Source organism: Pseudomonas sp. JAI115 (genome assembly GCF_014200835.1).
Taxonomy (GTDB): Bacteria; Pseudomonadota; Gammaproteobacteria; order Pseudomonadales; family Pseudomonadaceae; genus Aquipseudomonas; species Aquipseudomonas putida_A.
The window spans coordinates 17,228-40,166 of sequence record NZ_JACHCY010000008.1 but is presented as its reverse complement, the minus strand read 5'-3'; the positions used below and the strand labels follow the sequence as shown (position 1 = coordinate 40,166).

Here is a 22,939-nt window from a genome sequence, read left to right as displayed (position 1 = left end):
CGATTGTTACCAAAACCGCGAAAAGTGTTTATCAAAACCCCACCTGTTTACCCCCACCCCACCTCCCTAAAATCCACTCCGCCGACAAGGCAAACGCGATTAACAACGTTACAGCCCCCACGAAGGCCGTTAATCCAGCTCTCAAGTAATAACTGCAAATGATGAAGTTCCACACGCAACCCTAAAAAGGTTGCGTGACCCCACTCGACCTCAAAAAGGTAAATCTGAAATGAAAGCTTTATTGGTTCTGGCCCTCACCAGTCTGTGCGCAACCGCCATGGCAGAAGAGGTCCCGACTGATGTCGCACAGCAACAACCGGCTATCGAGGAATACACTTACTCGACTCACCTGGACATCGCCAACGTAGTGTCCATGAGCGAAGTTCCAAACGTCTGCGAAGTTGTTCCGATGAAAATGGAATACGACGACTCCAAGGGTCAGCGTCACATCCTGCGCTACAGCGTGATGGGTAACGGCTGCACCAATTGATGATCGAGACTGCACCGAATCGGACCGCTCAGCGTCTCATTTGAGGGTCAATTCCAGCCCGGCTTCGGTCGGGCTCAGTTGTGTCTGGAGTCGTCAAAAATGCTTGCAAAACACTAGATGTAGTGAAAAACCGGTTTTTTTGTTCGTTTTTTGAGCAAATCCACAATCGCGAGATTTTTACGAAAAAAAATCTTCACCCGGCAAAGCCCTGTAAACCCGCACTCTCATCGAAAAACCACCCTCCTCGACCGCTCCATGCGCGGATTCGCCTCAGCACAGCCGCGTTTTTTTCCCTATAATGCCGCCCTAATCGGGTCAGCAATATTCCCTTACAGGGAGCAAAAGCCATTCTGAAGCCCCGCAGCAGCGTCAACGCTGATCTGCGCCCGTCAGAGGCTCTCGGAAACCCGTACAAAATTCTGTTTTATTGCCTGCCTTGGCTGCCGCAAAAAACGATTCCTTAAGATCCAACGCGGTCTGTACGACCGTGTGAAAAACCAACCAATCAGGTTTCACACGGGGCGACAGGCCCTCACGCAGGAGACGACACGTCATGCTGAGCTGGGACGAATTCGACAAAGAAGACAGTGAAGTAGCAGCAGTGAAAGGGGCCAACGCCGGCCACGCTACTGAAGCCAACATGGACCGCCTCGACAGCGCCGGCGGTGCCGCAGCGCTGGAAGCCCGCGCCGTGACCGCCGACGACTCGGCCGCCGTGGCCCGCGCCAAGGCCGCACTGGATTCCCTCGACGTCGCCGAAGGCCTCGCCGAACTCGAAGGCGCCTCCGCCCGTGTCGCCGTTGACGAAAAGCGCATGATCAACTGCCGCGCCGACCTCAACCAACTCGTACCATTCAAGTACGACTGGGCCTGGCAGAAGTACCTGGACGGCTGCGCAAACCACTGGATGCCGCAAGAAGTCAACATGACCGCCGACATCGCCCTCTGGAAAAACCCGGAAGGCCTGACCGACGACGAGCGCCGCATCGTGATGCGCAACCTCGGCTTCTTCTCCACCGCGGACTCCCTGGTTGCCAACAACCTGGTCCTGGCCGTGTACCGCCTGATCACCAACCCGGAATGCCGCCAGTACATCCTGCGCCAGGCGTTCGAAGAGGCGATCCACACCCACGCCTACCAGTACTGCATCGAATCGCTGGCCATGGATGAAGGCGAGATCTTCAACATGTACCACGAGATCCCGTCGGTCGCGAAAAAGGCAGCCTGGGGCCTGAAATACACCCGTTCGATCTCCGATCCGAAGTTCGAAACCGGCACCCCGGACACCGACAAAGAGTTGCTGCGCAACCTGATCGCCTACTACTGCGTTCTGGAAGGCATCTTCTTCTACTGCGGCTTCACCCAGATCCTCTCCATGGGCCGGCGCAACAAAATGACCGGCGTCGCCGAGCAGTTCCAATACATCCTGCGCGACGAATCCATGCACCTGAACTTCGGTATCGACGTGATCAACCAGATCAAAATCGAAAACCCACACCTGTGGGATGCCGAGATGAAAGAAGAAGCGACCCAGATGATCCTGCAGGGTACGCAGCTGGAAATCGAATACGCCCGTGACACCATGCCTCGCGGCGTACTGGGCATGAACGCAGCGATGATGGAGGACTACCTGAAGTTCATCGCTAACCGTCGTTTGTCGCAGATTGGTTTGAAAGAGGAATATCCAGGGACTACGAACCCGTTCCCTTGGATGAGCGAGATTATGGACTTGAAGAAAGAGAAGAATTTCTTTGAGACTCGGGTTATTGAGTATCAGACTGGTGGTGCGTTGAGCTGGGATTGATTGATAAGGCCCTGCTGCACGAATTGCAGCAGGGCCATAAAAATATCAAAAGACTGGTATTCAGAAGGTAGAAACAAGAAACCCGCAGCAATCGCGCCAACGATTGCTGCGGGTCTTGACCGCACCATTGAACAGAAGCCCGAGGGTGCGGGCCGTGACTGGAAGAACTCAGATCACGATGCATTGGGAAAATGCGCGACGTGATTATAGACATCTTTCGGACGGTTACAACGGCCTCACGTCGGAGAATTCGTCATGAACGATTATCCGGTGGCACCGCCAGGATACAGAGCTGTTTTCTGTATGAGCTTTAAGCACTGGCGCAGTGGAAAAGACGTCTTTCGCAAAGACGGGCGTCCTTTCTGTTTTTTTGTGAAAGCCTAACCGTGCGGGACAGGCAACTGTCCCGCTCTATCATCACGTACAGAGTAATTCGCATGAAACAAATAATTGTTGATGCTATTAGAAACCGTCAAGTTTTGACATTCACATACAGCGGTATTACGAGATCTGTTGAGCCGCACGCCGTCGGTATTTCTCGCACTGGAAAAGAAGTACTTCGCTGCTTTCAAACGCATGGAGGACATATAACTCCAGGCCATGAATGGGATCTGTGCGAGCTCAATAAAATTTCCGACCTGAAACCATCTGGAGCTAGTTTTCAGGCCCCTCGTGCCGATTATCGCCGTGGTGATCGCCACATGAGTCATATTTTCGCGGAGCTCTGACGTTTTAATGAGTAAAAGAAAAAAGCCCTGATCTGATCAGGGCTTTTAAATTTTCTGAAGAATAATTCCATCCTACATCAGCGCTCTAAATCTCCTACAGCACTTACAGCCGCGTCCCATTGAAGCACGCTACGAGCACTACTAAGCTTTATCGCAGGTGCCTAAGAAACGCCCAACGTAGAAAGCTTGGTCAGTGACACAGACATGTAGTCAGTGGTAACTGCTCTGCTCGTTGGGATTTCTTAAGTCCGCTCTACGTTGGGGTCAGGCCCTCCAAAATCTAAACGTAGAGGTCATAGATATGTCTCATCCATGCTCGGTAACTGTCTTCTCTCGCCACAACCTTTCTTTACATGCCCTTCTATTCGAAAACCAGCCATGGTTCTCCGCCCGCGATGTCGGCCGCTTGATGGGTTTCCATCTGAATGATCGGGTGGTCAACAAGCTAGATAGCGATCAGCGCCGCGTCATGTGGATTGAGTACTTTCGAGAACCAGAACAGCATCTGATGCTCAGTGAATCCGGGGTGTATGCGCTGCTGGTCTATCACTACGTTCCGGGAAATCGTTTGTTGCGTGAGTGGCTGACCAACGAGGTAGTGCCGACGTTGCGCGATGCTGCGGATTCAGGAGATTCGAATCGGCCAATGTTGAGCTTGTTGGATTGGCCGGAGATGTCTTTGAGTTTGCTGCATTGGCAGGATGAAGACTGGATTCGGCTTCGGGATATGCCTTGTCTGCTGAACGATCAAAATCCACGACGAGCTTCTCTAGAGAAACCCTGGTGGCGAAGAGTTACGCAGGTGTTTCAGTCCTCGAAGCACTCGATGGGCTAAGCATGGGTTTGTAGGATCGCGCGGGATCCGTCGCTGTTTTCTGTAGGAATTTTCGTAGACAGCAGTAATGGCCACTCAGTATCGTCCGAGGGTTTTCTACCCTCGGCGATTTTATGAGCGACAAGAAAAAAGACACTGATTGGACTGCTTTTGAGATTGAGGCGGCGGTTGATGCTTATCTGAAAATGTTTGAGCTTGAGCGAACCGGCCAAAAACTCAACAAAGCACATGAGAATCGCCTACTGCGTGCAACTGCCTTGCACAACCGCACCGAAGGCTCAGTTGAATTCCGTATGCAGAACATCTCTGCTGTTCTCTTGAGGATGCATAGGGAATACATCAAAGGGTACAAGCCAGCCAGAAATGTTGGGGCGAACGTCGAGCCAGCCATCCGAGCAGTATTGATTGCAAAGGGGGTCACGCTTGGGGATCCAACTGGTCCGACTGCGGATGAAGAAGCACTAGAGCAGAGAGCTCTGGCGCTAGAGAAACTGCCTCTTGAAGACGAACCTGAGGGGATTGTGAAACCGAAGCGCGTTCCCGCTCAAAGCACTGCATTTATACGTGATCCAAAGGTTAGAGCCTGGGTTCGTAAGAAAGCCAAAGGGATGTGTGAAGGGTGCGGTGAACCGGCGCCGTTCACTAAAAATGACTCGCCCTACCTTGAAGTTCATCACGTGAAGCATTTGGCGAATAAGGGCTCTGATCGAATCAGCAACGCTGTGGCGCTTTGCCCGAACTGTCATCGACGCTGCCATCACTCGAATGACAGCAAAGAGTTCACCGAGTCGCTGTATGCGAGGGTTAAACGATTGAAGCGTGAATAACTGAGCCAGAACTCTGTGACGAGGGAGCTTGCTCCCGCTCGACTGCGGAGCAGTCGCCAGGCTCATGATTCTATCTGTCTAACCCATTGCATTTGCCAGTTTTAGGGCTGCTTCGCAGCCCAGCGGGAGCAAGCTCCCTCACCACAGGGGTGATGTGCTGCCCGCAGTGGCGGGGTGAGGATTGAAATCTGGTTGATGCCTGGAATCGCCAGCAGGCTGGCTTCCACAGATTTTGCATCATCCTGAAAACAATCAGTGCAACCCGCCGCGCCTCCCGCTATTAATACCCCTCCCCCACTCAAGGATCCGAGCCCCACCATGAAATTCGATCTCGCCTACTGCCTCAGTCTCGACGACAAGTTGTCGATCTATGACGTTCGCGATCTCAATTTCGATGAGACGGTGGCGTTCGATTCCGCGAAGGAGCACTTCCAGTGCCCCAACGATGCCTGTCGTTCAGCGTTCGATGCGTCGAACGAGTTGGGCACGTTCAACGCCAAGAACGTGAATTACGTGCGCACGCCGCACTTCAAGAACTTGCCCGGTACGCAGCATGTGGCGGGTTGTCCGTATGTGAGCTTGAAGGCGTCAGCGTCCGGGGTTGAGGCGGCGGAGGGTGAGGTGGATGACTGGCGGGAGGAGCATTTTCCGTCGGAGTTGTTGCTGACGCGGCGTGAGTATGTGCGCAAGCCAGCTGCGCCTGCGGGGGCGGCGGATGTGTTGCGGGATGATCCGGTGCGGGTGGCGCAGGTGAGTTCCAAGGAGTCGCCGGGGCGTGAGACGGCGCCGGACAAGACCAGTGTGTTTGCGCATCCGGTGGAGTGTTTTGTGTCGAACTTCGCCGACAAGGAGTTGCTTAAGCGCATGCCGTTGAAGATCGGTGAGCACACGGCGCCTTATGGCTCGTTCTTCAAGAAGATCGAGTATCTGACGGACAACAAGGGGCTGATTTACTGGGGCAAGATCAAGGAGATCAAGGATTACACCCAGAGTTTTCGCATCGATTTCGAGCAGAAGGTCTGGTTCAAGCAGGCGGATGAGGCGAAGAAGAAGCCGTATTCGGTGAACGTGTACTTGAGCAAGAAGTTGATCGACAACTACCGCAAGCGCAAGGCGTTTCTGGAAGAGATCAAGCACGCGATCGACAGTGACAAGGAGTTGTTCTGTTTCTTCTATGGCGTGACGCCGGAGTTGAAGCAGGTGCCGAGCAAGAAGAACCCCGAACAGACGTTCGGGGTGTTCAGTGCCAACATTGAGAACCTGGATCACTTCATTGTGCGGGAAGCGCCGGGGTTGGCGTGACGGTTAGCCTTTGGGCAATTGCAGTTTGGCTGCGCCACGGTGCTGGTTGACCAGCGAGTACGGCAGCACTGACCAATCGGGGTTGTCGCAGTTACGTTGGTAACGGGCGAAGTAAGCGCCCAGGTAAATCCCCTTCGGCGTGAAGTGCCAGTTGGAATAGCCCCAGACACTTTCATCGGTGTAATCGCAGTTGCCATCGTCTTCGGCGGGCTTCTTCATCTCTTCGGGATAGAGCGTGGTGAACTGTTTGACCAGCCACGGCGCCATGACTTTCAGCTGATCGTATTCGGTGGCCGCGCTATTCGGTTCACCAATCCACAGTACATCTTTGAGTTTCAACAATTCGCCGGTGTGGACGTCGAGGTTGATTGGCGAACTGCCGAAATCCGGGTGGGCACCGCCGCAGCTGTAACCGGTGGAAATGTCCAGGCTGACCACATCCGGCGAGAGAAACTCCGGGGCAGCCCCTTGATCGAACTCGGCATATTCCCCGCCATCCATCATGCAGCGGTGATAGTCGATGACTTCAGTCCAGAGCCGTCCGAGCAGGTGGTTATTAATCCGCTGCTGCTCTTCTTTCGTATAGCCGGACTCGACACTGAACAACGATATCTTCGACTCAGGCTCCGTCCACCATTGCAGGTCGTAGCCCATGAAGTTTTCTTTCTTCTCCGGTTTGAGTTTGAGTCCCTGCAAGCGCAAATACTCGTAGGGATCGCTCTTCGGCAAAGTGGCAATAAAGGGCAGCGTAGTTGCGCTCGGCGCAGGAAGTTTGGCTTCGGTCAGTTGCACCGGCAGCTTTTTGCCCTTGGGGTTTTGCCATTCGCCCTGCCAGCCATTGGCGGTAGATTTCAACTTCAGGGTGGGCAGCGGTTTGTCGTCGCCATAGCGGTTGTTGCCTTCAACCAGGTTCAACGTGCTGTCCTGCAGCGAGCCGCTGAGTTCCAGGTCGCGGTGATACTTCTCGTAGAAGTAGCGGCCGGTGACTTCGTCCTGCTGCGTGGTGTTGAGCTCCACCACAATCGGCATCTTGCCCAGCGTACCGGTGAACACGCGTCGGCCATCTTCGGCATGGGCGGTGGAAATCAGTGTGAACAGCGCCGCAGCGTATGGCGCCAGGCGCAGCAGTCCCTTGAGCATGGATCGATCCCTGAATGAATGAGGCTGCGGAGTATGCAGAGGATGTGCGCAGGAATCGAGGCTCTACTTGAGCAGCATGCCCAGCATCACGATGATCAGCAGTGCGATATACACCCAAGCATGCACCCGATCCGGTATCCGACCGATCCACGGTGTGGCCAACCGAATACCGACCAACGATCCCAGCGTCAGCACCGCAAACGCCAGCAAATCCACATACCCGACAAACCACACGCCCAGATCCGTCTCGCTGAAACCGGCCAGTGCCATATATGTCAGCGTCCCGGCCACGGCTACCGGCACGCTCAACGGGTTCGCCATGGATGTGGCTTGGGACATGCTCAGTCCGCAGCGCCGCAGGAGCGGTACGGTCATGACGCTTCCTCCTACGCCGAGGAACGTGGCGATGGCGCCGATGCCTACGCCGCCGGCGGATATTTCCTTGCGATTCAATCGGCGTGGGATGACGCCTTCGCTGCGGGCGAGGAAGCCGCGCCTCAGCAGGCAGTCGATGATGGTCACGCCGAGGTAGGCGATGAAGGCGTAGCGAATGACCTCGCCGCTGACCCACACCGCGGCGATCGCGCCGATGATCGCGCCCAGGGCGATGAAGCCGCCGAGGGGCCACAGGTAATGGCGGATCAGGTTGCCGGCGCGGCGGTGTTTGTCGGTGGCGATCAGGGCGTTGACGATCATCACGCAGGTCGAGGTGGCGACGGCGATGTGCATGGCCGATTGGCTGATGGGGTCGTCGGCGCCGTGACTGGCGGTGAGCATGCGGTAGAGCAGCGGCACGACGACGAAGCCGCCGCCGAAGCCGAACAGGACGGCGGTGATGCCGGTCAGGCAGCCGAAGAGAGTCAGCAGAAGGTAAAACATGACGCGTCTTCCGGTGGTGGCGAGCGGTCGACGATAGAACGACGCGGCTTGGCCTGCTTCAGCAACTCAGCCAATAATGTTTGCGTTTACGCCAACTACCGGGAAACGCTCGATGCGCAATGTTTCGATCAATCTGCTGGATCACACACCGCGCCCGGTGGTGGCGATCGGTACAGATTATTCCCACGGCCATCTGTTGCCATTTCATACGCATCGACGGGCGCAGTTGTTGTACGGCGCCACCGGGGTAATGCAGGTCCGTACCCATGACGGCAATTGGGTAGTGCCGCCGCAACGGGCGGTGTGGATTCCGCCGGGGGTGGCGCACGAGGTGCTGATGCTCGGCGTGAGTACGCGCAGTTTGTACATCGAGCCGGGTGCGGTGAATTTGGGCGAGTGCTGCCAGGTGATCAGCGTTTCACTGTTGATGCGGCACTTGTTGATGGAAGCGGTGGAAGTGCCGCTGGTCTATGACCTCGAAGGACGCGATGGCGTACTGATCGATCTGCTGCTGCATGAACTGGCGCGCAGTGCGCCGCTGCCCTTGCACATTCCGCTGCCGACTGACGGAAAGCTCCTCGCTTTGTGTCAGACCTTTCTGCTTCAGCCGAACGCCCATCAGTCGCCGCAACACTGGGCCGGGCAGTTGCACATAAGCTTGCGCACCTTCAACAGACTGTTTCGGCAGCAGACCGGGTTGAGCTTCAGCCAATGGCGGCAACAGGCCTGCGTGGTGCTGGCGCTGGCGCGGCTGGCGGCCGGTGAAGCGGTGACGCGGATCGCCCTGGACTTCGGTTATGAGAGCCCGGCGGCGTTCTCGACGATGTTCCGGCGCATCCTCGGACAGGCACCGTCCGTCTGGTTGGAGGCGGCGAACTAGGGCAAATCAAAAAATGCGTTTGATCCCGGCCGAAAACAACTGTACAAAAACACAGTACATTTTCAATCAGCACTCTTGAGCCCGGAGCACACCATGGCCTCTCTTGCGATGAACCACATCCTCGAACGCATTGCCCTTTTCCAGTTCACCCCGACGCACTGCGTCCAGGCCCGAGCGATGCTGGGCTGGAGCGTGGAACAACTGTCGCGCGAGGCGGAGGTTGCGGTGGATGATATCCAGCGGTTTGAAGCGCAGCAGGACGTGGCGGATGCGACGCGGCTGGCGTTGGCTTATCGGTTTGAGGCACAAGGGTTGGTGTTTTTTCCCGGGTTTGCGCCGGGTCGCAAATTGAATCCCCAGGCCATGCAGCAGAACGTTGCAGAGCGTGGGGATTTTGCTTAGGTGGAATGATTACTTGAACGCAGGGTGCCGCAGCTCGGCCGAGGCTTGTTCATAGCTGTAGGCCATGGCGAACAATTGCGGCTCGCTCCATGCTTTGCCGAAAAAGAACACGGACGTGGGTATACCGTTAGCGCTCATGCCCGATGGCAGGGTTACCGCCGGATAACCAGCCACTGCGGCAGAAAATTGCGAGTAACCATCCGCTTCGGCAACCATTGCATCGAGGTTGTGTTCGCGCAGTTGCTCGTCAATGGCGTCCTTGAAGTTTTTGCTGATGCTCAAGATCAATTCGCTGGCCTGTTCGTGAGTCATGTCCAGCGCATTCATCGCTTCGAGCGTGGCCTGCCCATAGCCCTCCTTGCCGGGATTGAGCTGATTGAAGTCGATCAGGTCCTGCAACGACTGGATCGGCAGACCGGAACGGCTGACGAGATATTCAGGCAATTCGTATTTCATCGCCCCCATCAGACCGGGTACGAAATTATCGATATCAGGTAAACGAATGGTCACTGGCACGAGCGTCGCACCTTGTTTCTCGAGTGTGATCATTGCCTTCTGAAACTCCACTCCGGGAGTCAGAACCACGCCGTCCGTTCCCTCGTAAGCGGCGGGATAACCGATACGCTTGCCTTGCAGGGCATCGTTTGCCAGTAACGCGGTGTAGTCGATTCCTGTCGGGGCGATCGATGTCGCGGAGTCTGCCGCATCCGTGCCTTGCAACACGTTGAACATCATCGCCGCATCACGGACAGTACGTGTCAAAGTACCAGGGGTGTCTTGCAGACGGGTGATTGGCACCACCCCGGTGCGACTGAACAGACCCAAGGTGGGTTTGACGCCGATTACGCCATTGGCCGATGCCGGGCAAGTGATCGAACCGTTGGTTTCCGTGCCCAAGGAGATCGGCGCGAAACCGGCAGCCACGGCAGCGGCCGATCCAGAACTGGAACCGCAGATCTCCTCGCTCAGTGCATGTGGGTTTTTCCCTTGCCCACCACGTCCGCTCCAACCATGGGGCAAACCCATTTCCCGCACATAAGCCCATTCACTCATGTTGGCTTTACCCAGAATAATCGCGCCGGCATCCCGCAGCTGTTTAACCACAAAGGCATCGTTGGCTGCCGGCTGGCCGACCATGGCCAAGGAGCCGGCGCTGGTTTGCAGGCTGTCGGCGGTATCAAAATTATCTTTGAGCAGTACCGGAATACCATGCAACGGGCCACGCGACTGTCCCTCGTTACGCTCGTTATCCAGCGCGGTAGCTATTTCGATGGCTTGTGAATTCAGTTCGACGATGGCGTGGATAGCAGGGCCTTGCTTGTCCAGCTCGGCAATTCGCTGTTGAAAGTGTTCAACCAGCTCAACAGCAGTGAGCTCATTGTCGGCCATCATTTTGCTGAGTTCACTGACGCTGGCGTAATGAAGATCAGTGGCCGAATGGGCACTGGCAGCGACTCCTGTCGCTGCCAGTGCGACCAATATGGATTTCGTCAGCGTATTCACGCGACGTTTGAAGAAATGCGTCATGTCTATCGTCCTTGTTTAGGCTAATCACGAGTGATTCATTCACTCGCGACCAAGCCTACCGAGGACATAGGAAAGAGCTGTCAGCCAGCTGGACTACCGACAGTAGGAAAAGTCATCCCGACTTGTAGCCGCTACCAGCAATTGGGGCGTTTTCCGACACATCCTGCTCCATATTCAGCCACCACGTGTGCCCCCGCTGCGGCTGCATCAAATTAAACGCCTCGCCCATTCGCGGCGTGGTGATCGAAACACTACGTTCCCAGGCCAGCGCCAGAATCCGGTCAAACGGCTCATGCCAGGCGTGCATTGCCAAGTCGAAGGTGCCGTTGTGGATCGGAAACAGCCAGCGGCCCTTGAGGTCGAGGTGCGCCTGCAGGGTTTCTTCGGGTTGCATGTGCACGTGTGGCCATTCGACGTTGTAGGCGCCGGTTTCCATCAGGGTCAGGTCGAACGGGCCGTACTGTTCGCCGATGCGTTTGAAGCCGTCGAAGTAGCCGCTGTCGCCACTGAAAAAGATCCGTGTGTCGCCATCGATCATCACCCACGAGGCCCACAGGGTGCTGTTGCTATCGAACAAGCCGCGGCCGGAGAAGTGCTGCGAGGGAGTGGCAACGAAGCGGATGCCGGCGATTTCGGTGCCCTGCCACCAGTCGTACTGGCGAACTTTACTGGCGTCGATGCCCCATTTGATCAGGGTGTCGCCGACGCCCAGCGGGGTCAGGAAATAGTTGGTTTTGGCCGCCAATTGCAGTACCGCCTGGTAATCGAGGTGGTCGTAATGGTTGTGCGACAGGATCACCGCTTCGATCGGCGGCAACTGGTCGATGCTGATCGGCGGCTGGTGAAAACGTTTCGGGCCGGCCCATTGCACGGGCGAGGCACGCTCGGCGAAGACCGGATCAGTGATCCAGAATTTTTCGCGCATTTTCAGCAGCAGGGTCGAGTGGCCGAGGCGGTAAACGCTGTGATTCGGTGCTGCCAACAGCTCTTCACGGGTCAGCGGTTGCACCGGGATCGCGGCGGCCGGTCGGGTATTGCGCGGCTTGTTGAAAATCATGTTCCACATGATCCGCAGCATCTTGCGCCCACCTTCGCGCTGCACCGGCGCATGGTTACGGAACAGCCCTTGATCCTGGCGAGAGGCTTCAGGCGTGGAAGTTTGATCCGCAGAAAAATCTGGATTGGCCATGACTGAGAGACTCCAGAAAAACCGCGCAATTCACGGTTTTTCACGGTGGGACGATAAATGGCCAAGGCACGCACGCATCAGCCGAACTGTCTGTTTTTTAGGTTGCGCGGATTAACGCAACATTACACTGGGCGGTGTAGTTTCTAGGTTGCATGAAACGTGATGACAAGTAAACTGCCAAGTGTAATTCCACCCCTTTTCTGCCGAAGCGTACTTATGACAGCTCCACAACGCCTCACCGACCGCAAACGCGAAGCCATCATCCAGGCGGCAATTGCCGAATTCCGTGCCAACGGGTTCGAGGTCACCAGCATGGACAAGATCGCGGCCACCGCCGGGGTGTCGAAGCGCACGGTGTACAACCACTTTCCCAGCAAAGAAGAGCTGTTCGCCGAAATTCTCAACCAACTCTGGGCACGGATTACCGACGAGCAAGCCGTGACCTATCGCGCGGATCAGCCGCTGCGCGAGCAACTGCTGCCCATGTTGCTGGCTAAACTGCAGATGATGGCCGATGACAACTTTCTCGGGCTGGCGCGGGTGGCGATCGCTGCCACCATTCATTCCCCGGAGCGCGCGCAGGACATGGTGGCGCGCATGGGCGAGCGCGAAGAAGGCCTGACGGTGTGGGTTCGCGCTGCGCTGGCGGATGGTCGACTGAAAACCGTGAACGCAGAATTCGCCGCGCAGCAGGTGCAAGGGCTGTTGAAGTCGTTCGGTTTCTGGCCGCAGATTTCCATGGGCCTGCCGCCGCTGGATGCAGACACGCAAAAAGCCGTGGCCGAGTCGGCCATGGAGATGTTTCTGGCCAGATATCAGCTCTAAACCGGCCCTCTCCTGCGCCCCGCCACGATTAAATGGCTCGGAAGGACACTGATTATTCCCGTTGGAATAAATGACAATGTCCGACAATTGACCGACGAACGGTCAACCTGAAAAAACACTTCAAAGTATTTCAGGATGAATCTGGCGCAGGACATCATGGAAAATCAACGCGGCAAAGGCTTGTCATTCGCCAGACGCATTTATCTGCCCAGGATCATCGGTCTGGGTGTCGGCTTTTTCAGCGTCGCGGCCGCGCTGTATCCGTTGCACATGCCGAACTGGCTCTGGGCGCTGCTGGTGTTCAACGGTTTTATCTGGCCGCATCTGGCCTACCAGATTTCGACCCGCTCGACCTTCCCCTACCACGCCGAACGCCGCAACCTGTTGTACGACTCGTTGTGCGGGGGGTTCTGGACCGCGTGCTTTCAGTTCAATCCGCTGACCACCGTGACCATCCTGTCGATGATGACCATGAACAATGTCGCCGCTGGTGAACGACGTCTGTTCCTGCTGGGCGCTCTCGCCCAAATCGCCGGCGTGCTGCTGGGCTGTTTACTGTTCGGCTTCAAGTTCAGCCTGACGATGACGCAAATCGAGGTTTGGGCCTGCCTGCCGATGCTGACCTTGTACCCCTTGGCCCTGGGCATGGTCAGTTACCAACTGGCGATCAAACTTGCACAACACAAACGTGCACTCAGGGACCTGAGCCGCACCGACAGCCTCACCGGGCTGCTCAATCACGGCGCCTGGAAGGATCTGCTCCATACGCGTTTCACCCGGTGCCGAGATAACAACACCCAGGACATTCTGGCGCTGATCGACATCGATCATTTCAAGACCATCAACGACAACTATGGGCACATCGTTGGCGACGCCGTGCTGCGCGAGCTGAGCCAGGCACTCAAAGGGCTGCTGGCCGAAGGTGAACGGGCCGGCCGTTATGGCGGCGACGAGTTTTGCCTGATCCTGCCCGACCAGCCACTCAATAAAGCCGAGGCGCAAATGGAACGATTGCGTCAGGCAATGGATCAATATCGGCACCCGGATGTACCAGAGCTGCGCGTCAGCCTGAGTATCGGTCTGGCCCGGTTTCAGCCGTCGTACAGCGACGCGGTTGCCTGGCTGGATGACGCCGACAAAGCGCTGTACACCGCCAAACACACGGGACGTAACACCATCAGCGTGGCGCTGAGCAGTCCGGGCTAAGAAGACGCCCGCGCCCTCAGCCTTGAAAAAACTGATTCGCAATTTCTTGTACAACTCAAAGCAGTTTGTATAAGATCGGCTCGTCAGCCTGGATGCTGGCACTTTGCAGTCAATGACAAATGCCGACCCGGCATTTGCTCTGCCAGCGCGGAAACAGGGACACAAACCTCGTCTTTCCCTACTTCCAGGTACTGCCCCTATGTTTTTCAAACGCCACCAGTCCGAACTCAACGACCTTCAACACACCATCACCGAACAGAACGGCCTGCTTGAAGCGATCAATCGCTCCATGGCGGTGATCGAGTTCGACCTTGAAGGCGTGGTGTTAAAGGCCAATGACAACTTCCTCAAAACCATGGGTTACCGCGCCGAACAGGTGATCGGCCAGCCGCATCGCTTGTTCTGCACCGCGGAGTTTGGCCGCAGCGCGCAATACACCGAACTGTGGTCGCGCCTGAAAAACGGCCAGTTCCAGTCCGGCACCTTCGAGCGGATCAACAGCCAAGGCCAGCCGGTCTGGCTGGAAGCCAACTACAACCCGATCAAGGATGCGTCGGGGCGCGTGGTCAAAGTGGTCAAGTTCGCCATGGACGTGACGACCAAAGTCCAGCAGGAAAGCGAGGCCAACGCCAAGCTGCAGGCGATCGACCGGGCAATGGCGGTGATCGAATTCGACCTCAACGGCGGCATTCTCACCGCCAACCAGAATTTTCTGACGCGCATGGGTTACACACTCGCTGAACTCAAGGGTAAACATCACCGCTTGTTCTGCCGCGCGGAGCTGGTCAACAGCAGCGCCTACGAGGATTTCTGGCGGCGGTTGAATCAGGGTGAGCTGTTTCAGGGTCAGTTCGAACGCGTCGACAAGCGCGGCCAGAGTGTGTGGCTGGAGGCCAACTACAACCCGGTGTACGACGCTGCCGGGCGGTTGTGCAAAGTGGTGAAATTTGCCACGGACGTCACCGCCCGTGTCGAGCAGCACGAGCACGATGCGCGCAGCGCCAGCGCCGCTTATCACATCTCCGTGGAAACCCGGAAAGTCGCCGAGCAAGGCACTCAGGTGATCCAGCAGGCGGCCAGTGAGATGCGCGAAATCGCTGACGATATCGCGCAGTCATCAACGCTGATCGCGCAACTTGGCGAACGCTCGGAGCAGATCACGGCGATCGTCAACACCATCCGTGCGATTGCCGACCAGACCAATCTGCTGGCACTCAACGCAGCGATTGAAGCGGCGCGTGCCGGTGATCAGGGGCGTGGGTTCGCGGTGGTGGCGGACGAGGTGCGGCAACTGGCGGCGCGCACCAGCGGTTCGACGGCGGAGATTTCCAACATGATCGGCCTGATCCAGAGCGAAACCCGTCAGGCGATCAAGAGCATGGAAGGCACTCGCGGGCGGGCGGCGCAAGGCGTTGAACTGGCGGATCAGGCCGGCAGCGTGATTCTGCAGATCCGCGATGGCGCCAGTGAAGCGGTGCAGGCGGTGAGCATGTTTGCCAATGAGCGGGCGCCGGGCTGAGAGACCGCGTCGCGGCCTTCGCGAGCAGGCTCGCTCCCACATTGGAATGCGTTCCCCTGTAGGAGCGAGCCTGCTCGCGAAAGGGCCATAAGCCTCGATGCAGGACTATAGTGACCTTCAGTCCCAAGTCCTGCCGAGCCCATCATGACCACAGAAAAACCCGACGTCCCCGCGCCCGCCCCCGTCGACCACTTGCGCTTCCACCGCCCCCACGCCCACCTCAACACCACCTTCGGCAACGACACGTTCGCCCTGCGCGCCGAGGCCTTCGCGCGGTTCTTCGGCACGCCGACCTTTCTTGGCGCACAAACCCTGATCGTGCTGTTGTGGGTGTGCCTCAATGCGACGGGTATCACCACTTTCGACGTGTACCCGTTCATCCTGCTCAACCTCGCGTTCAGCCTGCAATCGGCCTACGCCGCACCGTTGATCCTGCTGGCACAAACCCGGCAAGCCGCGCGGGACAAGGCGCAATCGGACGCCGACGCGCAACACCGTGAAGCGCTGGCTGTGGCCAACAGCGAGCGCCAGGCTCAGGCTGCGCAGACCACCGCGCAACTGCTCGAACTGCTGGAGCAGAACACCCGCCTCACCGAAATGACCAAGAGCCTGACCGAACGCATCGAAGGCCTGACCCGCGAACTGCATGCGCACATCTGCCAGAACCCGCAACGCTGATCACGGCAACCGCAGCGCCTGCCCCAGTTCATCGAACAGCGTGACCACCGAGCGCAATGCCCGGCAGTCCGGGCGGGTCAGCAACCACAGCGCGGTGTCGTAGCCGTGCAACGGTTCGCTGAGAGCCTGTAAACCTTCGGTAATGAGAAAGTCCGGCAACGCCGCCACGCCGAGTCCGCCGCGCACCAGTTCCGTCACCGACAGCATGCTGTTGCAGCGATAAGCCGGGGTCACGCCGGGCAACTGCTGACGGCGCCAGGCGACGGTCGGGTGATCCGGCAGAAACTCGTCCGGGGCGATCCAGGTCAGCGCCGCCAGATCCGTCGCATCGACGTTTTGCAGATAACGCGCACTGGCGCAGACCCGGTAGGAAATCTTCGCCAGTTGCCGTCCGACCAGATGCTCTGGCGGCGTACGCGTCAGGCGCAGGGCGATGTCGGCATCGCGGCGGTTGAGGTTGGCGAAATCGTTGGAGGTGCTCAGCTCGAGAGTCAACGCCGGATAGTTCGGCATGAACTGCGCCAGCGCCGGCAACAGCAGGCCTTGCAGCACCGAGTCGGTGCAGGTCAGGCGCACCGTGCCGCTGACCACTTCGCCGCCCTGCTCGACACCGATCCGCGCCGCTTCCAGTGCCTGCTCGGCGCGTTCGGCCTGCTCGGCGAGAGTCTGCGCGAGGGTGGTTGGCAGGTAACCGGCGCGGCTCTTTTCGAACAATTGCTGACCCAGTGCTGACTCCAGACGACGCACCGCGCGAAACACCGTCGACACGTCTACTTTGAGCAGCTGCGAAGCCCGGGCCAGAGAGCCGCCGCGCACCAACGCAAGGATCAGCGCCAGATCCGGGTAGTCGAGTCGATAGTGCGTCGCTGCATTGATCACTTGGGAAAACGCCAATATTGAGTGCGTGAACGCCAATCTATAGTGAGCCCCGGTGATCGACAACTGCACACCCTCACCACAGAGGTTCATCACTCACTCAAATCAAGGAAATCCCATGGACGCCATTTCCATCGCCCTGATCGGCGATCACGATCCGCAAGTCACCGCCCACCAGGCGATCCCCGTTGCCCTCGGCATGATCGCCGAGCAGTCCGGCCACAATGTGCAATTCGAATGGCTGCCCACCGAGCAGATTCACGCCGACGCTGCGCTGGATCACTTCGACGGTTTCTGGTGCGTTCCGGGCAGCCCCTACAGAAACGAGGCTGGTGCACTCAGGGCCATTCGTTTTGCCCGCGAACAGCAGCGCCCTTTCCTCGGCACCTGCGGTGGTTTTCAGCATGCACTGCTGGAATTTTCCCGCAACGTGCTGGGCTGGGCCGATGCCGAGCATGGCGAAACATCGCCGGATTCACCGCGAGCCGTGCTCACACTGCTGACCTGTTCGTTGGTGGAGGCGGTGGACAGCATTCATCTGGTCGCCGGTTCGTTGATCGCCAAGGCGTACGAAACGTCCGAAATTTTTGAAGGCTATCGCTGCCGATTCGGGGTGAATCCGCAGTTCGAACGAGATTTACTGAGCCATCAGCTACGCGCCGTGGGGCACGATTCGGCGGGCGACTTGCGCGCAATCGAATTGACTGACCATGTGTTTTTTGTCGCCACGCTGTTTCAACCGGAACGCGCAGCGCTCAAGGGCAACATCCCGCCACTGGTGCGGGCGTTTGTCGAAGCGTGTGCGGAGCAACGTCCATGAAGCCGAAAGAGCCTTGCTTTGCAGTGATTTTCACCTCGACCCGCACCGAGGGTGACAACGGTTATGCGGCGGCGTCGGAACGGATGATGGAACTGGTCAGCCAGCAACCGGGGTTTCTCGGCATTGATTCGATTCGTGGAGAAGACGGGGTCGGGATCACCATTTCCTACTGGCAGAGCGAGGCGGCGATTCTGGCCTGGCGCGAGCATCCCGAGCACCGGGTGATCCAGGCGCGCGGGCGGGCGCAGTGGTATTCGAAGTTTCAGACGCGGGTGTGTCGGGTGGAGCGCGAGTATCGGTTTGGGCAGTGACTTTGACGGCGCGCTGACTGGCCTCTTCGCGAGCAAGCCCGCTCCCACAGGTACCGCGTTTGGGTTTTGAATTTGGTTGTGTGCTCACTGGCCTCATCGCCAGCAGGCTGACTCCCACAGGGATTTGTGAACGCCACAGATCCAATGTGGGAGCGAGCCTGCTCGCGAAGAGGCCGGCACAGCCACTACAAAACTTCAGCCCTGCACCAGACTGCGCACCGCCACAATCTCCGGCACCTCAACCTTGCTCATGTACACCCGCAACGGCTCACCGATGTTGATCCGCTCATCGATGTTCTGATCCAGCAGCAACTGAATCAGCTCGCGCTTCAAGGTCATGGTCGTCTCAGAAGCCGGCGCCCAGACAAACTCGCTGGTGGGAATGATGCCGTCATCGGCCACGTCCATGCCGAACGAATCTTCGCTGAAACGCACGATGTACTGACCGGTCTTGCGGTTGAGGCCGACAAAACCCTTGAGGTCATCGGCAGCCTGACAGATGAGTTGGGAAGTGATGCGCATGGTAAACCTCACGAAAAATCATCGATGGTTTACACGCAGGGCAACAGAATCGGCGCGCCCTCTGCCGGGGCGTCTGCCGAGGCCAAGCGTACTGCAAACCGCGCCACAAAAGTGCAGGAAAAATCGCTTTTAATACGTTTATGTCGGTCTGGCGATAGCACCCAATCGCTTCAGTTGTTAAAAGGTACGTCTTTGAAAATGCCCTGCGAAAGGAACTCGAACATGCCCGCCACTTTCACCAAAAGCGCCCTCATGCTGAGCCTGCTGCTCGGTCTCGGCCAGGCCCACGCCGCCCAGACTGACGTCAACGCGCTTGCCGCCGCCCATGGCATCCCGCATCCAGCCGTGATCGCTCACCGTGGCGCATCCTTCGATGCACCGGAGTCCACCGCCGCCTCCTACAAACTGGCCCGCGACCTCGGCGCCGACTACCTGGAAATGGATTTGCAGCGCAGCAAGGACGGCGTGCTGTTCGCCCTGCACGACAACAACCTGCAACGCACCACCGACGTCGCGACCAAATTCCCGGAGCGCAAGGACAGCCCGGCCACCGCCTTCACCATGGCCGAACTGAAAACCCTCGACGCCGGCAGCTGGTACAACAAGGCTTATCCGGATCGCGCGCGTCCATCCTACGCCGGGCTGAAAATCCTCACCCTCGATGAAATCATCGACATCGCCCAGGCCAACCCGAAACACAAGCCGGGTCTTTACATCGAAACCAAGGAGCCGCAGCTGTTTCCGGGCATCGAGCATGACCTGAAAGAGAAGCTGCAAGATCGCGGCTGGCTGAGTCCGGCCGGTTCGAAACTGGCCAAGAGCGAGCTGGGCGTCGGTCAGGGCAAAGGCAAGGTGATCCTGCAGACCTTCGAGAAGAACAGCCTCGAACTGCTGCAGAAGGAAATGCCGCAAGTGCCGAAAATCCTGTTGCTGTGGGTCGGCGAAGGCAGCATCGAGCCGAAATCTAAAGTGACCTTTGCCGAATCCGGCGAGAAGGACAAGAACGTGTTCTACGGCAAGCAGGAGCCGAAGTCCGAAGCCGAATTCAAGCAATGGGTTGATTTCGCCAAGTCGCAGGGCGCCATCGGCACCGGCCCTTCGGCCAGGCTGACCAAGGGCGGCGACCAGAGCTATTCGGATCTGGTGCAACCGTGGATGAACCAGTACACCCACGATCAGGGCATGCTGGTGCACGTCTACACCGTCGATGAGCCGGTGGATTTCGAGAAAGTCATGGCGGCGGGTGTCGACGGCATCTTCACCAACCGCGCCAGCGAACTGTTGAAGTTCTACAAGCGCCCGGCGGCGGCCAGTGTTGATCAGGTGTTGAAGAACAACGGGTTCTGATCAGCAGACCGGGTTGTCCGCATCGCGAGCAGGCTCGCTCCCACAAGAGCGCTGCACGCGATGTGGGGTTTTAAGGGTGAATTAAGTTGCGGTGGTTAACCTGAGCCCACTTCAACGAACAACCCAAGGAATGACCCGATGAAAACTTTGACTGCCCTGTTTACCGCCGCTGCCCTGACCCTGACTGCTGGCCTCGCCCAGGCCGATGTGCGCGTCGACCAGATCCCTGAGTTGGTCAAATCCGGCAAGATCAAGTCGCTGGAGTCGATGAACGCCGAAGCGCTGAAACTGCACCCGGGTGCGACCATCACCGACACCGATCTGGATAACCACTTCAACGGTTACGAGTACGAAGTCGAGCTGAAAACCGCCGACGGCAAAGAGTTCGACGTCGACTTCGATGCCACCACCGGCAAAGTGCTGAGCAACAAGCAAGACACCTGATACACCGCCAAAGCAAAGCCGCACGATCAGCGATCGTGCGGCTTTTTTGCGTCCGTTGCCCGGCGAATCACGCGGATGCAGCCTGAAGGGATGCCAAAACCGCCATCAGACCGCTAGTATGGCGACCATCAGATAACGATTGCAGCCGAGAACGATGGGCATGAGGCAGACAGCGGCAGCAGACATCGCGACAATCGGACGGATCAGCGCGGTTCCGGCGATCCTTCAGGTGATCCGCGAACTGACCGGCCTGCGCTTTGCCGCCGTAGCGCGGGTTACCGAGGATTCGTGGACAGCCTGCGCGGTCCTCGATCAGCTGGATTTCGGCCTGCAGGTTGGTGGCGAGCTGGATGTGGTCACCACGCTGTGCCACGAAATCCGTGCTGCGCACACCTCGGTGGTGATCGACAAGGCCAGCGAAGACCCGCTCTACCGCGATCATCACACCCCGCGCCTGTACAAATTCGAGAGCTATATCTCGGTGCCGGTGTTCCGCACTGACGGACGGTTTTTCGGCACGATCTGCGCGCTCGATCCGAACCCCGCGCAACTCAAGTCCAGCAGCATCCAAAGCACCATGGAGTCGTTCGCGCGGATGCTCGCGTTGCAGATCGAAGCCGAGGAAAACGCGCAGCGCACCGAAACCGCGTTGTTGCAGGAACGCGAAACCGCCGAGTTGCGCGAACAGTTCATCGCCGTGCTCGGCCACGACTTGCGCAACCCGTTGTTCGCCATCAGCGCCGGCGCCGAAATGCTTCTGCGCAAGCATCCGGATCCGGCCATCGAAATGCGGGTACGCCATATCCTTGGCAGTGCGCAAAGGGCGACGCGGTTGGTGGATGACGTGCTCGACTTTGCTCGCGGACGGTTGGGCAAGGGCATTCCAGTGGATATCCAGCCCTGCGCGGATTTGACCGAAGCCGTACAGCAAGTGGTGATGGAGATTCGCAACGTGCATCCGCAGCGCACGATTCGTGCGTCCATCGGCGACTTGCAGGGTGTGCCCTGCGACCGGGCGCGGATCGCTCAACTGCTGTCGAACCTGCTGGCCAATGCCGTGGCCCATGGCGACCCGGATGGGGATATCGAAGTGATCGCCCAGGTTGAGCACGGTGCGTTGATGCTGGCGGTGAAAAACCTGGGGCATATTCCCGAGGCGATCCTGCCGCATCTGTTCCAGCCTTACTCGCGCCCGACCGGCAACGCGCCCCAGGCCGGGCTCGGTCTGGGGCTGTACATCGCCAGCCAGATCGCCCAGTCCCATGGCGGGCATTTGCATGTGGCGTCCACCGCACAGAGCGGCACGCTGTTCACCTTCAGCCTGCCCACAATCTAAGACACACCACAAATCCCCTGTGGGAGCGGGCTTGCTCGCGAAGGCGTCGTGTCAGTCAATATTTTCGGTAACTGTTACACCGCATTCGCGAGCAAGCCCGCTCCCACAAAAGCATTGCGGTGATGCTTAAGCCGAAGTGCTGACCAGCGAGCCCGAAGTGCTTCCGCCCGACTCTTGCAACGCCTGCAACAACGCCGCCGTGGCCGTCTGCAACGAAGCCGAAGTGCTGGAGATATGCGACTCGGCGGACGCCACGTCGGCAGCCTTGGCATCAGCGTCTTCCTGCTTGGCCTGAGCCGCTTGCAGCGCCTGCTGCTGTTCCTGCAATTGCTTTTGCAGCTCGGCGATCTGCTTGCGCAGTGCTTTCACCGAATCCGATTCACCGCTGCTGTCGGAACTGCTGTCGCCTGCCGGAGCCGCGCCCCCGCCAGCCGCCACTTTGCTGGTGTCGGCGCTGACGCCCGCGCTGCTGGTTGCAGGGGTCGAAGTGTCGTCGCTAGCGTCGCTGATCCTGGTTTTGCTGGTGGCGGTGCTGACGGTCTGATTGATCGAAACGGAGGTGATGCTGACCATGGGCTGGCTCCAATGCCGGTTTTAGATAACCGGCCATCGGCGGCAGTCGCACGGATTTGAGATCGACTGTGTACCGACTCGGTAACCGAACCGGTACACGTCGGCTGACGTCAGGCGCTCAGGCGACGGATCACCGTGGCGGCAATGGCAATCTCACCACGCATCTGGGTGATGCTGTGAATGCGCTCTGCATGACTAACGTAACCAGGCGTGATCGGCGTACCAGAGCGCTTCTTGAAGAGAATCCGCCATTGGCAGGTGAATTAGGAGGCTGCGATCGACTCTGGCCCAGGGTGGGAGCGGGCTTGCTCGCGAAAGCGGCGTGTCATCCACATCATCACTCAATGATCATCCGCATTCGGGAGCAAGCCCCCTCCCACAGGGTTACCAGTGGATGAACCGGGTCGCTGTCATTTTGCAGTCACGCCAACGTCATGTGCGGTTGCGATGATGCGGCTCAGTGAACCTGCCATTCCGCG

At 58.1% G+C, this 22,939-nt stretch carries 24 protein-coding genes and 1 pseudogene; 18 read left to right on the top strand and 7 right to left on the bottom strand.

Annotated elements, in window-relative coordinates:
* Positions 1-229: 229 nt before the first annotated feature.
* The 6 genes from HDC30_RS18630 to HDC30_RS18605 all read left to right on the top strand — a co-directional run bounded on the left by HDC30_RS18630 (position 230) and on the right by HDC30_RS18605 (position 5,986).
* Positions 230-490, top strand: coding sequence for a DUF2790 domain-containing protein (locus HDC30_RS18630; RefSeq protein WP_183784335.1), 261 nt, complete (start codon positions 230-232; stop codon positions 488-490).
* A gap of 553 nt (positions 491-1,043) precedes the next feature.
* Positions 1,044-2,294 (top strand): ribonucleotide-diphosphate reductase subunit beta, encoded by a 1,251-nt coding sequence (locus HDC30_RS18625; RefSeq protein WP_027612630.1) that lies wholly within the window; start codon positions 1,044-1,046, stop codon positions 2,292-2,294.
* Positions 2,295-2,731: 437 nt separating this feature from the next.
* Entirely contained in the window at positions 2,732-3,022 is a 291-nt protein-coding gene (locus HDC30_RS18620) for a hypothetical protein (RefSeq protein WP_183784334.1), read from the top strand.
* A 301-nt stretch (positions 3,023-3,323) separates the two neighbouring features.
* Positions 3,324-3,857: a Bro-N domain-containing protein gene (locus HDC30_RS18615; protein WP_183784333.1), complete on the top strand. Its 534-nt coding sequence runs from the start codon at positions 3,324-3,326 to the stop codon at positions 3,855-3,857.
* A 113-nt stretch (positions 3,858-3,970) separates the two neighbouring features.
* On the top strand, positions 3,971-4,684 hold the full coding sequence (locus HDC30_RS18610; RefSeq protein WP_183784332.1) for an HNH endonuclease: 714 nt from the start codon (positions 3,971-3,973) through the stop codon (positions 4,682-4,684).
* A gap of 318 nt (positions 4,685-5,002) precedes the next feature.
* A complete protein-coding gene (locus HDC30_RS18605; RefSeq protein ID WP_183784331.1) occupies positions 5,003-5,986 on the top strand; it encodes a hypothetical protein in 984 nt (327 codons plus the stop codon).
* 3 nt (positions 5,987-5,989) lie between these two features.
* Here the strand turns inward: HDC30_RS18605 and HDC30_RS18600 are convergent, their stop codons facing one another.
* Positions 5,990-7,126, bottom strand: coding sequence for a hypothetical protein (locus HDC30_RS18600; RefSeq protein ID WP_183784329.1), 1,137 nt, complete (start codon positions 7,124-7,126; stop codon positions 5,990-5,992).
* Between the two features lie 63 nt (positions 7,127-7,189).
* A complete protein-coding gene (locus HDC30_RS18595; protein ID WP_183784328.1) occupies positions 7,190-8,005 on the bottom strand; it encodes a sulfite exporter TauE/SafE family protein in 816 nt (271 codons plus the stop codon).
* Between the two features lie 112 nt (positions 8,006-8,117).
* On the opposite strand from HDC30_RS18595, the gene HDC30_RS18590 reads away from it, so the two are divergent.
* Together HDC30_RS18590 and HDC30_RS18585 are read left to right on the top strand one after the other, a co-directional pair.
* Positions 8,118-8,885, top strand: a complete 768-nt coding sequence (locus HDC30_RS18590; protein ID WP_183784326.1) for a helix-turn-helix domain-containing protein — start codon at positions 8,118-8,120, stop codon at positions 8,883-8,885.
* 93 nt (positions 8,886-8,978) lie between these two features.
* Positions 8,979-9,287, top strand: coding sequence for a hypothetical protein (locus HDC30_RS18585; RefSeq protein WP_027612618.1), 309 nt, complete (start codon positions 8,979-8,981; stop codon positions 9,285-9,287).
* Positions 9,288-9,296: 9 nt separating this feature from the next.
* On the opposite strand, the gene HDC30_RS18580 is transcribed toward HDC30_RS18585, so the two are convergent.
* Together HDC30_RS18580 and HDC30_RS18575 are read right to left on the bottom strand one after the other, a co-directional pair.
* The gene (locus HDC30_RS18580) at positions 9,297-10,814 is read right to left on the bottom strand and encodes an amidase family protein (RefSeq protein WP_183784323.1); all 1,518 of its coding nucleotides are present in this window, start codon (positions 10,812-10,814) and stop codon (positions 9,297-9,299) included.
* A gap of 112 nt (positions 10,815-10,926) precedes the next feature.
* Complete coding sequence (locus tag HDC30_RS18575) at positions 10,927-12,003, bottom strand: MBL fold metallo-hydrolase (protein ID WP_183784321.1); 1,077 nt, start codon at positions 12,001-12,003, stop codon at positions 10,927-10,929.
* A gap of 216 nt (positions 12,004-12,219) precedes the next feature.
* Between HDC30_RS18575 and HDC30_RS18570 the strand changes: the two genes are divergently transcribed.
* The 5 genes and pseudogenes from HDC30_RS18570 to HDC30_RS18555 all read left to right on the top strand — a co-directional run bounded on the left by HDC30_RS18570 (position 12,220) and on the right by HDC30_RS18555 (position 16,231).
* A complete protein-coding gene (locus tag HDC30_RS18570; protein WP_183784319.1) occupies positions 12,220-12,828 on the top strand; it encodes a TetR/AcrR family transcriptional regulator in 609 nt (202 codons plus the stop codon).
* 156 nt (positions 12,829-12,984) lie between these two features.
* Positions 12,985-14,034, top strand: a complete 1,050-nt coding sequence (locus HDC30_RS18565; protein WP_183784317.1) for a diguanylate cyclase — start codon at positions 12,985-12,987, stop codon at positions 14,032-14,034.
* Between the two features lie 112 nt (positions 14,035-14,146).
* Positions 14,147-15,007 (top strand): annotated as a pseudogene (locus tag HDC30_RS29600) (PAS domain-containing protein); the annotation flags it as partial.
* 51 nt (positions 15,008-15,058) lie between these two features.
* The gene (locus HDC30_RS29595) at positions 15,059-15,553 is read left to right on the top strand and encodes a methyl-accepting chemotaxis protein (protein ID WP_371260358.1); all 495 of its coding nucleotides are present in this window, start codon (positions 15,059-15,061) and stop codon (positions 15,551-15,553) included.
* A gap of 144 nt (positions 15,554-15,697) precedes the next feature.
* Positions 15,698-16,231: a DUF1003 domain-containing protein gene (locus tag HDC30_RS18555; RefSeq protein ID WP_027612612.1), complete on the top strand. Its 534-nt coding sequence runs from the start codon at positions 15,698-15,700 to the stop codon at positions 16,229-16,231.
* Here the strand turns inward: HDC30_RS18555 and HDC30_RS18550 are convergent, their stop codons facing one another.
* Complete coding sequence (locus HDC30_RS18550) at positions 16,232-17,173, bottom strand: LysR family transcriptional regulator (protein ID WP_183784434.1); 942 nt, start codon at positions 17,171-17,173, stop codon at positions 16,232-16,234.
* A gap of 52 nt (positions 17,174-17,225) precedes the next feature.
* Here HDC30_RS18550 and HDC30_RS18545 point away from each other — a divergent pair, with 52 nt between their 5' ends.
* On the top strand, positions 17,226-17,927 hold the full coding sequence (locus tag HDC30_RS18545; RefSeq protein ID WP_183784315.1) for a CTP synthase: 702 nt from the start codon (positions 17,226-17,228) through the stop codon (positions 17,925-17,927).
* The gene (locus HDC30_RS18540) at positions 17,924-18,238 is read left to right on the top strand and encodes an antibiotic biosynthesis monooxygenase (protein ID WP_096795038.1); all 315 of its coding nucleotides are present in this window, start codon (positions 17,924-17,926) and stop codon (positions 18,236-18,238) included. Before HDC30_RS18545 ends, HDC30_RS18540 begins: the two co-directional genes overlap by 4 nt.
* Before the next feature lie 195 nt (positions 18,239-18,433).
* Here HDC30_RS18540 and HDC30_RS18535 read toward each other — a convergent pair whose 3' ends face one another.
* Positions 18,434-18,760 (bottom strand): DUF2025 family protein, encoded by a 327-nt coding sequence (locus tag HDC30_RS18535; protein ID WP_183784313.1) that lies wholly within the window; start codon positions 18,758-18,760, stop codon positions 18,434-18,436.
* 222 nt (positions 18,761-18,982) lie between these two features.
* Between HDC30_RS18535 and HDC30_RS18530 the strand changes: the two genes are divergently transcribed.
* The 3 genes from HDC30_RS18530 to HDC30_RS18520 all read left to right on the top strand — a co-directional run bounded on the left by HDC30_RS18530 (position 18,983) and on the right by HDC30_RS18520 (position 21,887).
* Positions 18,983-20,107, top strand: coding sequence for a glycerophosphodiester phosphodiesterase (locus HDC30_RS18530; protein WP_115984217.1), 1,125 nt, complete (start codon positions 18,983-18,985; stop codon positions 20,105-20,107).
* Between the two features lie 138 nt (positions 20,108-20,245).
* A complete protein-coding gene (locus tag HDC30_RS18525) occupies positions 20,246-20,551 on the top strand; it encodes a PepSY domain-containing protein (protein ID WP_007917758.1) in 306 nt (101 codons plus the stop codon).
* 160 nt (positions 20,552-20,711) lie between these two features.
* Complete coding sequence (locus HDC30_RS18520; protein ID WP_183784311.1) at positions 20,712-21,887, top strand: GAF domain-containing sensor histidine kinase; 1,176 nt, start codon at positions 20,712-20,714, stop codon at positions 21,885-21,887.
* 126 nt (positions 21,888-22,013) lie between these two features.
* Here the strand turns inward: HDC30_RS18520 and HDC30_RS18515 are convergent, their stop codons facing one another.
* Positions 22,014-22,460, bottom strand: a complete 447-nt coding sequence (locus tag HDC30_RS18515) for a hypothetical protein (protein ID WP_183784309.1) — start codon at positions 22,458-22,460, stop codon at positions 22,014-22,016.
* Positions 22,461-22,939: the final 479 nt, after the last annotated feature.

Excerpts from the sequence above, each read along its gene's own strand:
- HDC30_RS18630 (WP_183784335.1), top strand. The coding sequence starts at position 230 with ATGAAAGCTTTATTGGTTCTGGCCCTCACCAGTCTGTGCGCAACCGCC.
- HDC30_RS18625 (WP_027612630.1), top strand. The coding sequence starts at position 1,044 with ATGCTGAGCTGGGACGAATTCGACAAAGAAGACAGTGAAGTAGCAGCA.
- HDC30_RS18620 (WP_183784334.1), top strand. The coding sequence starts at position 2,732 with ATGAAACAAATAATTGTTGATGCTATTAGAAACCGTCAAGTTTTGACA.
- HDC30_RS18615 (WP_183784333.1), top strand. The coding sequence starts at position 3,324 with ATGTCTCATCCATGCTCGGTAACTGTCTTCTCTCGCCACAACCTTTCT.
- HDC30_RS18610 (WP_183784332.1), top strand. The coding sequence starts at position 3,971 with ATGAGCGACAAGAAAAAAGACACTGATTGGACTGCTTTTGAGATTGAG.
- HDC30_RS18605 (WP_183784331.1), top strand. The coding sequence starts at position 5,003 with ATGAAATTCGATCTCGCCTACTGCCTCAGTCTCGACGACAAGTTGTCG.
- HDC30_RS18600 (WP_183784329.1), bottom strand. The coding sequence starts at position 7,126 with ATGCTCAAGGGACTGCTGCGCCTGGCGCCATACGCTGCGGCGCTGTTC.
- HDC30_RS18595 (WP_183784328.1), bottom strand. The coding sequence starts at position 8,005 with ATGTTTTACCTTCTGCTGACTCTCTTCGGCTGCCTGACCGGCATCACC.
- HDC30_RS18590 (WP_183784326.1), top strand. The coding sequence starts at position 8,118 with ATGCGCAATGTTTCGATCAATCTGCTGGATCACACACCGCGCCCGGTG.
- HDC30_RS18585 (WP_027612618.1), top strand. The coding sequence starts at position 8,979 with ATGGCCTCTCTTGCGATGAACCACATCCTCGAACGCATTGCCCTTTTC.
- HDC30_RS18580 (WP_183784323.1), bottom strand. The coding sequence starts at position 10,814 with ATGACGCATTTCTTCAAACGTCGCGTGAATACGCTGACGAAATCCATA.
- HDC30_RS18575 (WP_183784321.1), bottom strand. The coding sequence starts at position 12,003 with ATGGCCAATCCAGATTTTTCTGCGGATCAAACTTCCACGCCTGAAGCC.
- HDC30_RS18570 (WP_183784319.1), top strand. The coding sequence starts at position 12,220 with ATGACAGCTCCACAACGCCTCACCGACCGCAAACGCGAAGCCATCATC.
- HDC30_RS18565 (WP_183784317.1), top strand. The coding sequence starts at position 12,985 with ATGGAAAATCAACGCGGCAAAGGCTTGTCATTCGCCAGACGCATTTAT.
- HDC30_RS18555 (WP_027612612.1), top strand. The coding sequence starts at position 15,698 with ATGACCACAGAAAAACCCGACGTCCCCGCGCCCGCCCCCGTCGACCAC.
- HDC30_RS18545 (WP_183784315.1), top strand. The coding sequence starts at position 17,226 with ATGGACGCCATTTCCATCGCCCTGATCGGCGATCACGATCCGCAAGTC.
- HDC30_RS18540 (WP_096795038.1), top strand. The coding sequence starts at position 17,924 with ATGAAGCCGAAAGAGCCTTGCTTTGCAGTGATTTTCACCTCGACCCGC.
- HDC30_RS18535 (WP_183784313.1), bottom strand. The coding sequence starts at position 18,760 with ATGCGCATCACTTCCCAACTCATCTGTCAGGCTGCCGATGACCTCAAG.
- HDC30_RS18530 (WP_115984217.1), top strand. The coding sequence starts at position 18,983 with ATGCCCGCCACTTTCACCAAAAGCGCCCTCATGCTGAGCCTGCTGCTC.
- HDC30_RS18525 (WP_007917758.1), top strand. The coding sequence starts at position 20,246 with ATGAAAACTTTGACTGCCCTGTTTACCGCCGCTGCCCTGACCCTGACT.
- HDC30_RS18520 (WP_183784311.1), top strand. The coding sequence starts at position 20,712 with ATGAGGCAGACAGCGGCAGCAGACATCGCGACAATCGGACGGATCAGC.
- HDC30_RS18515 (WP_183784309.1), bottom strand. The coding sequence starts at position 22,460 with ATGGTCAGCATCACCTCCGTTTCGATCAATCAGACCGTCAGCACCGCC.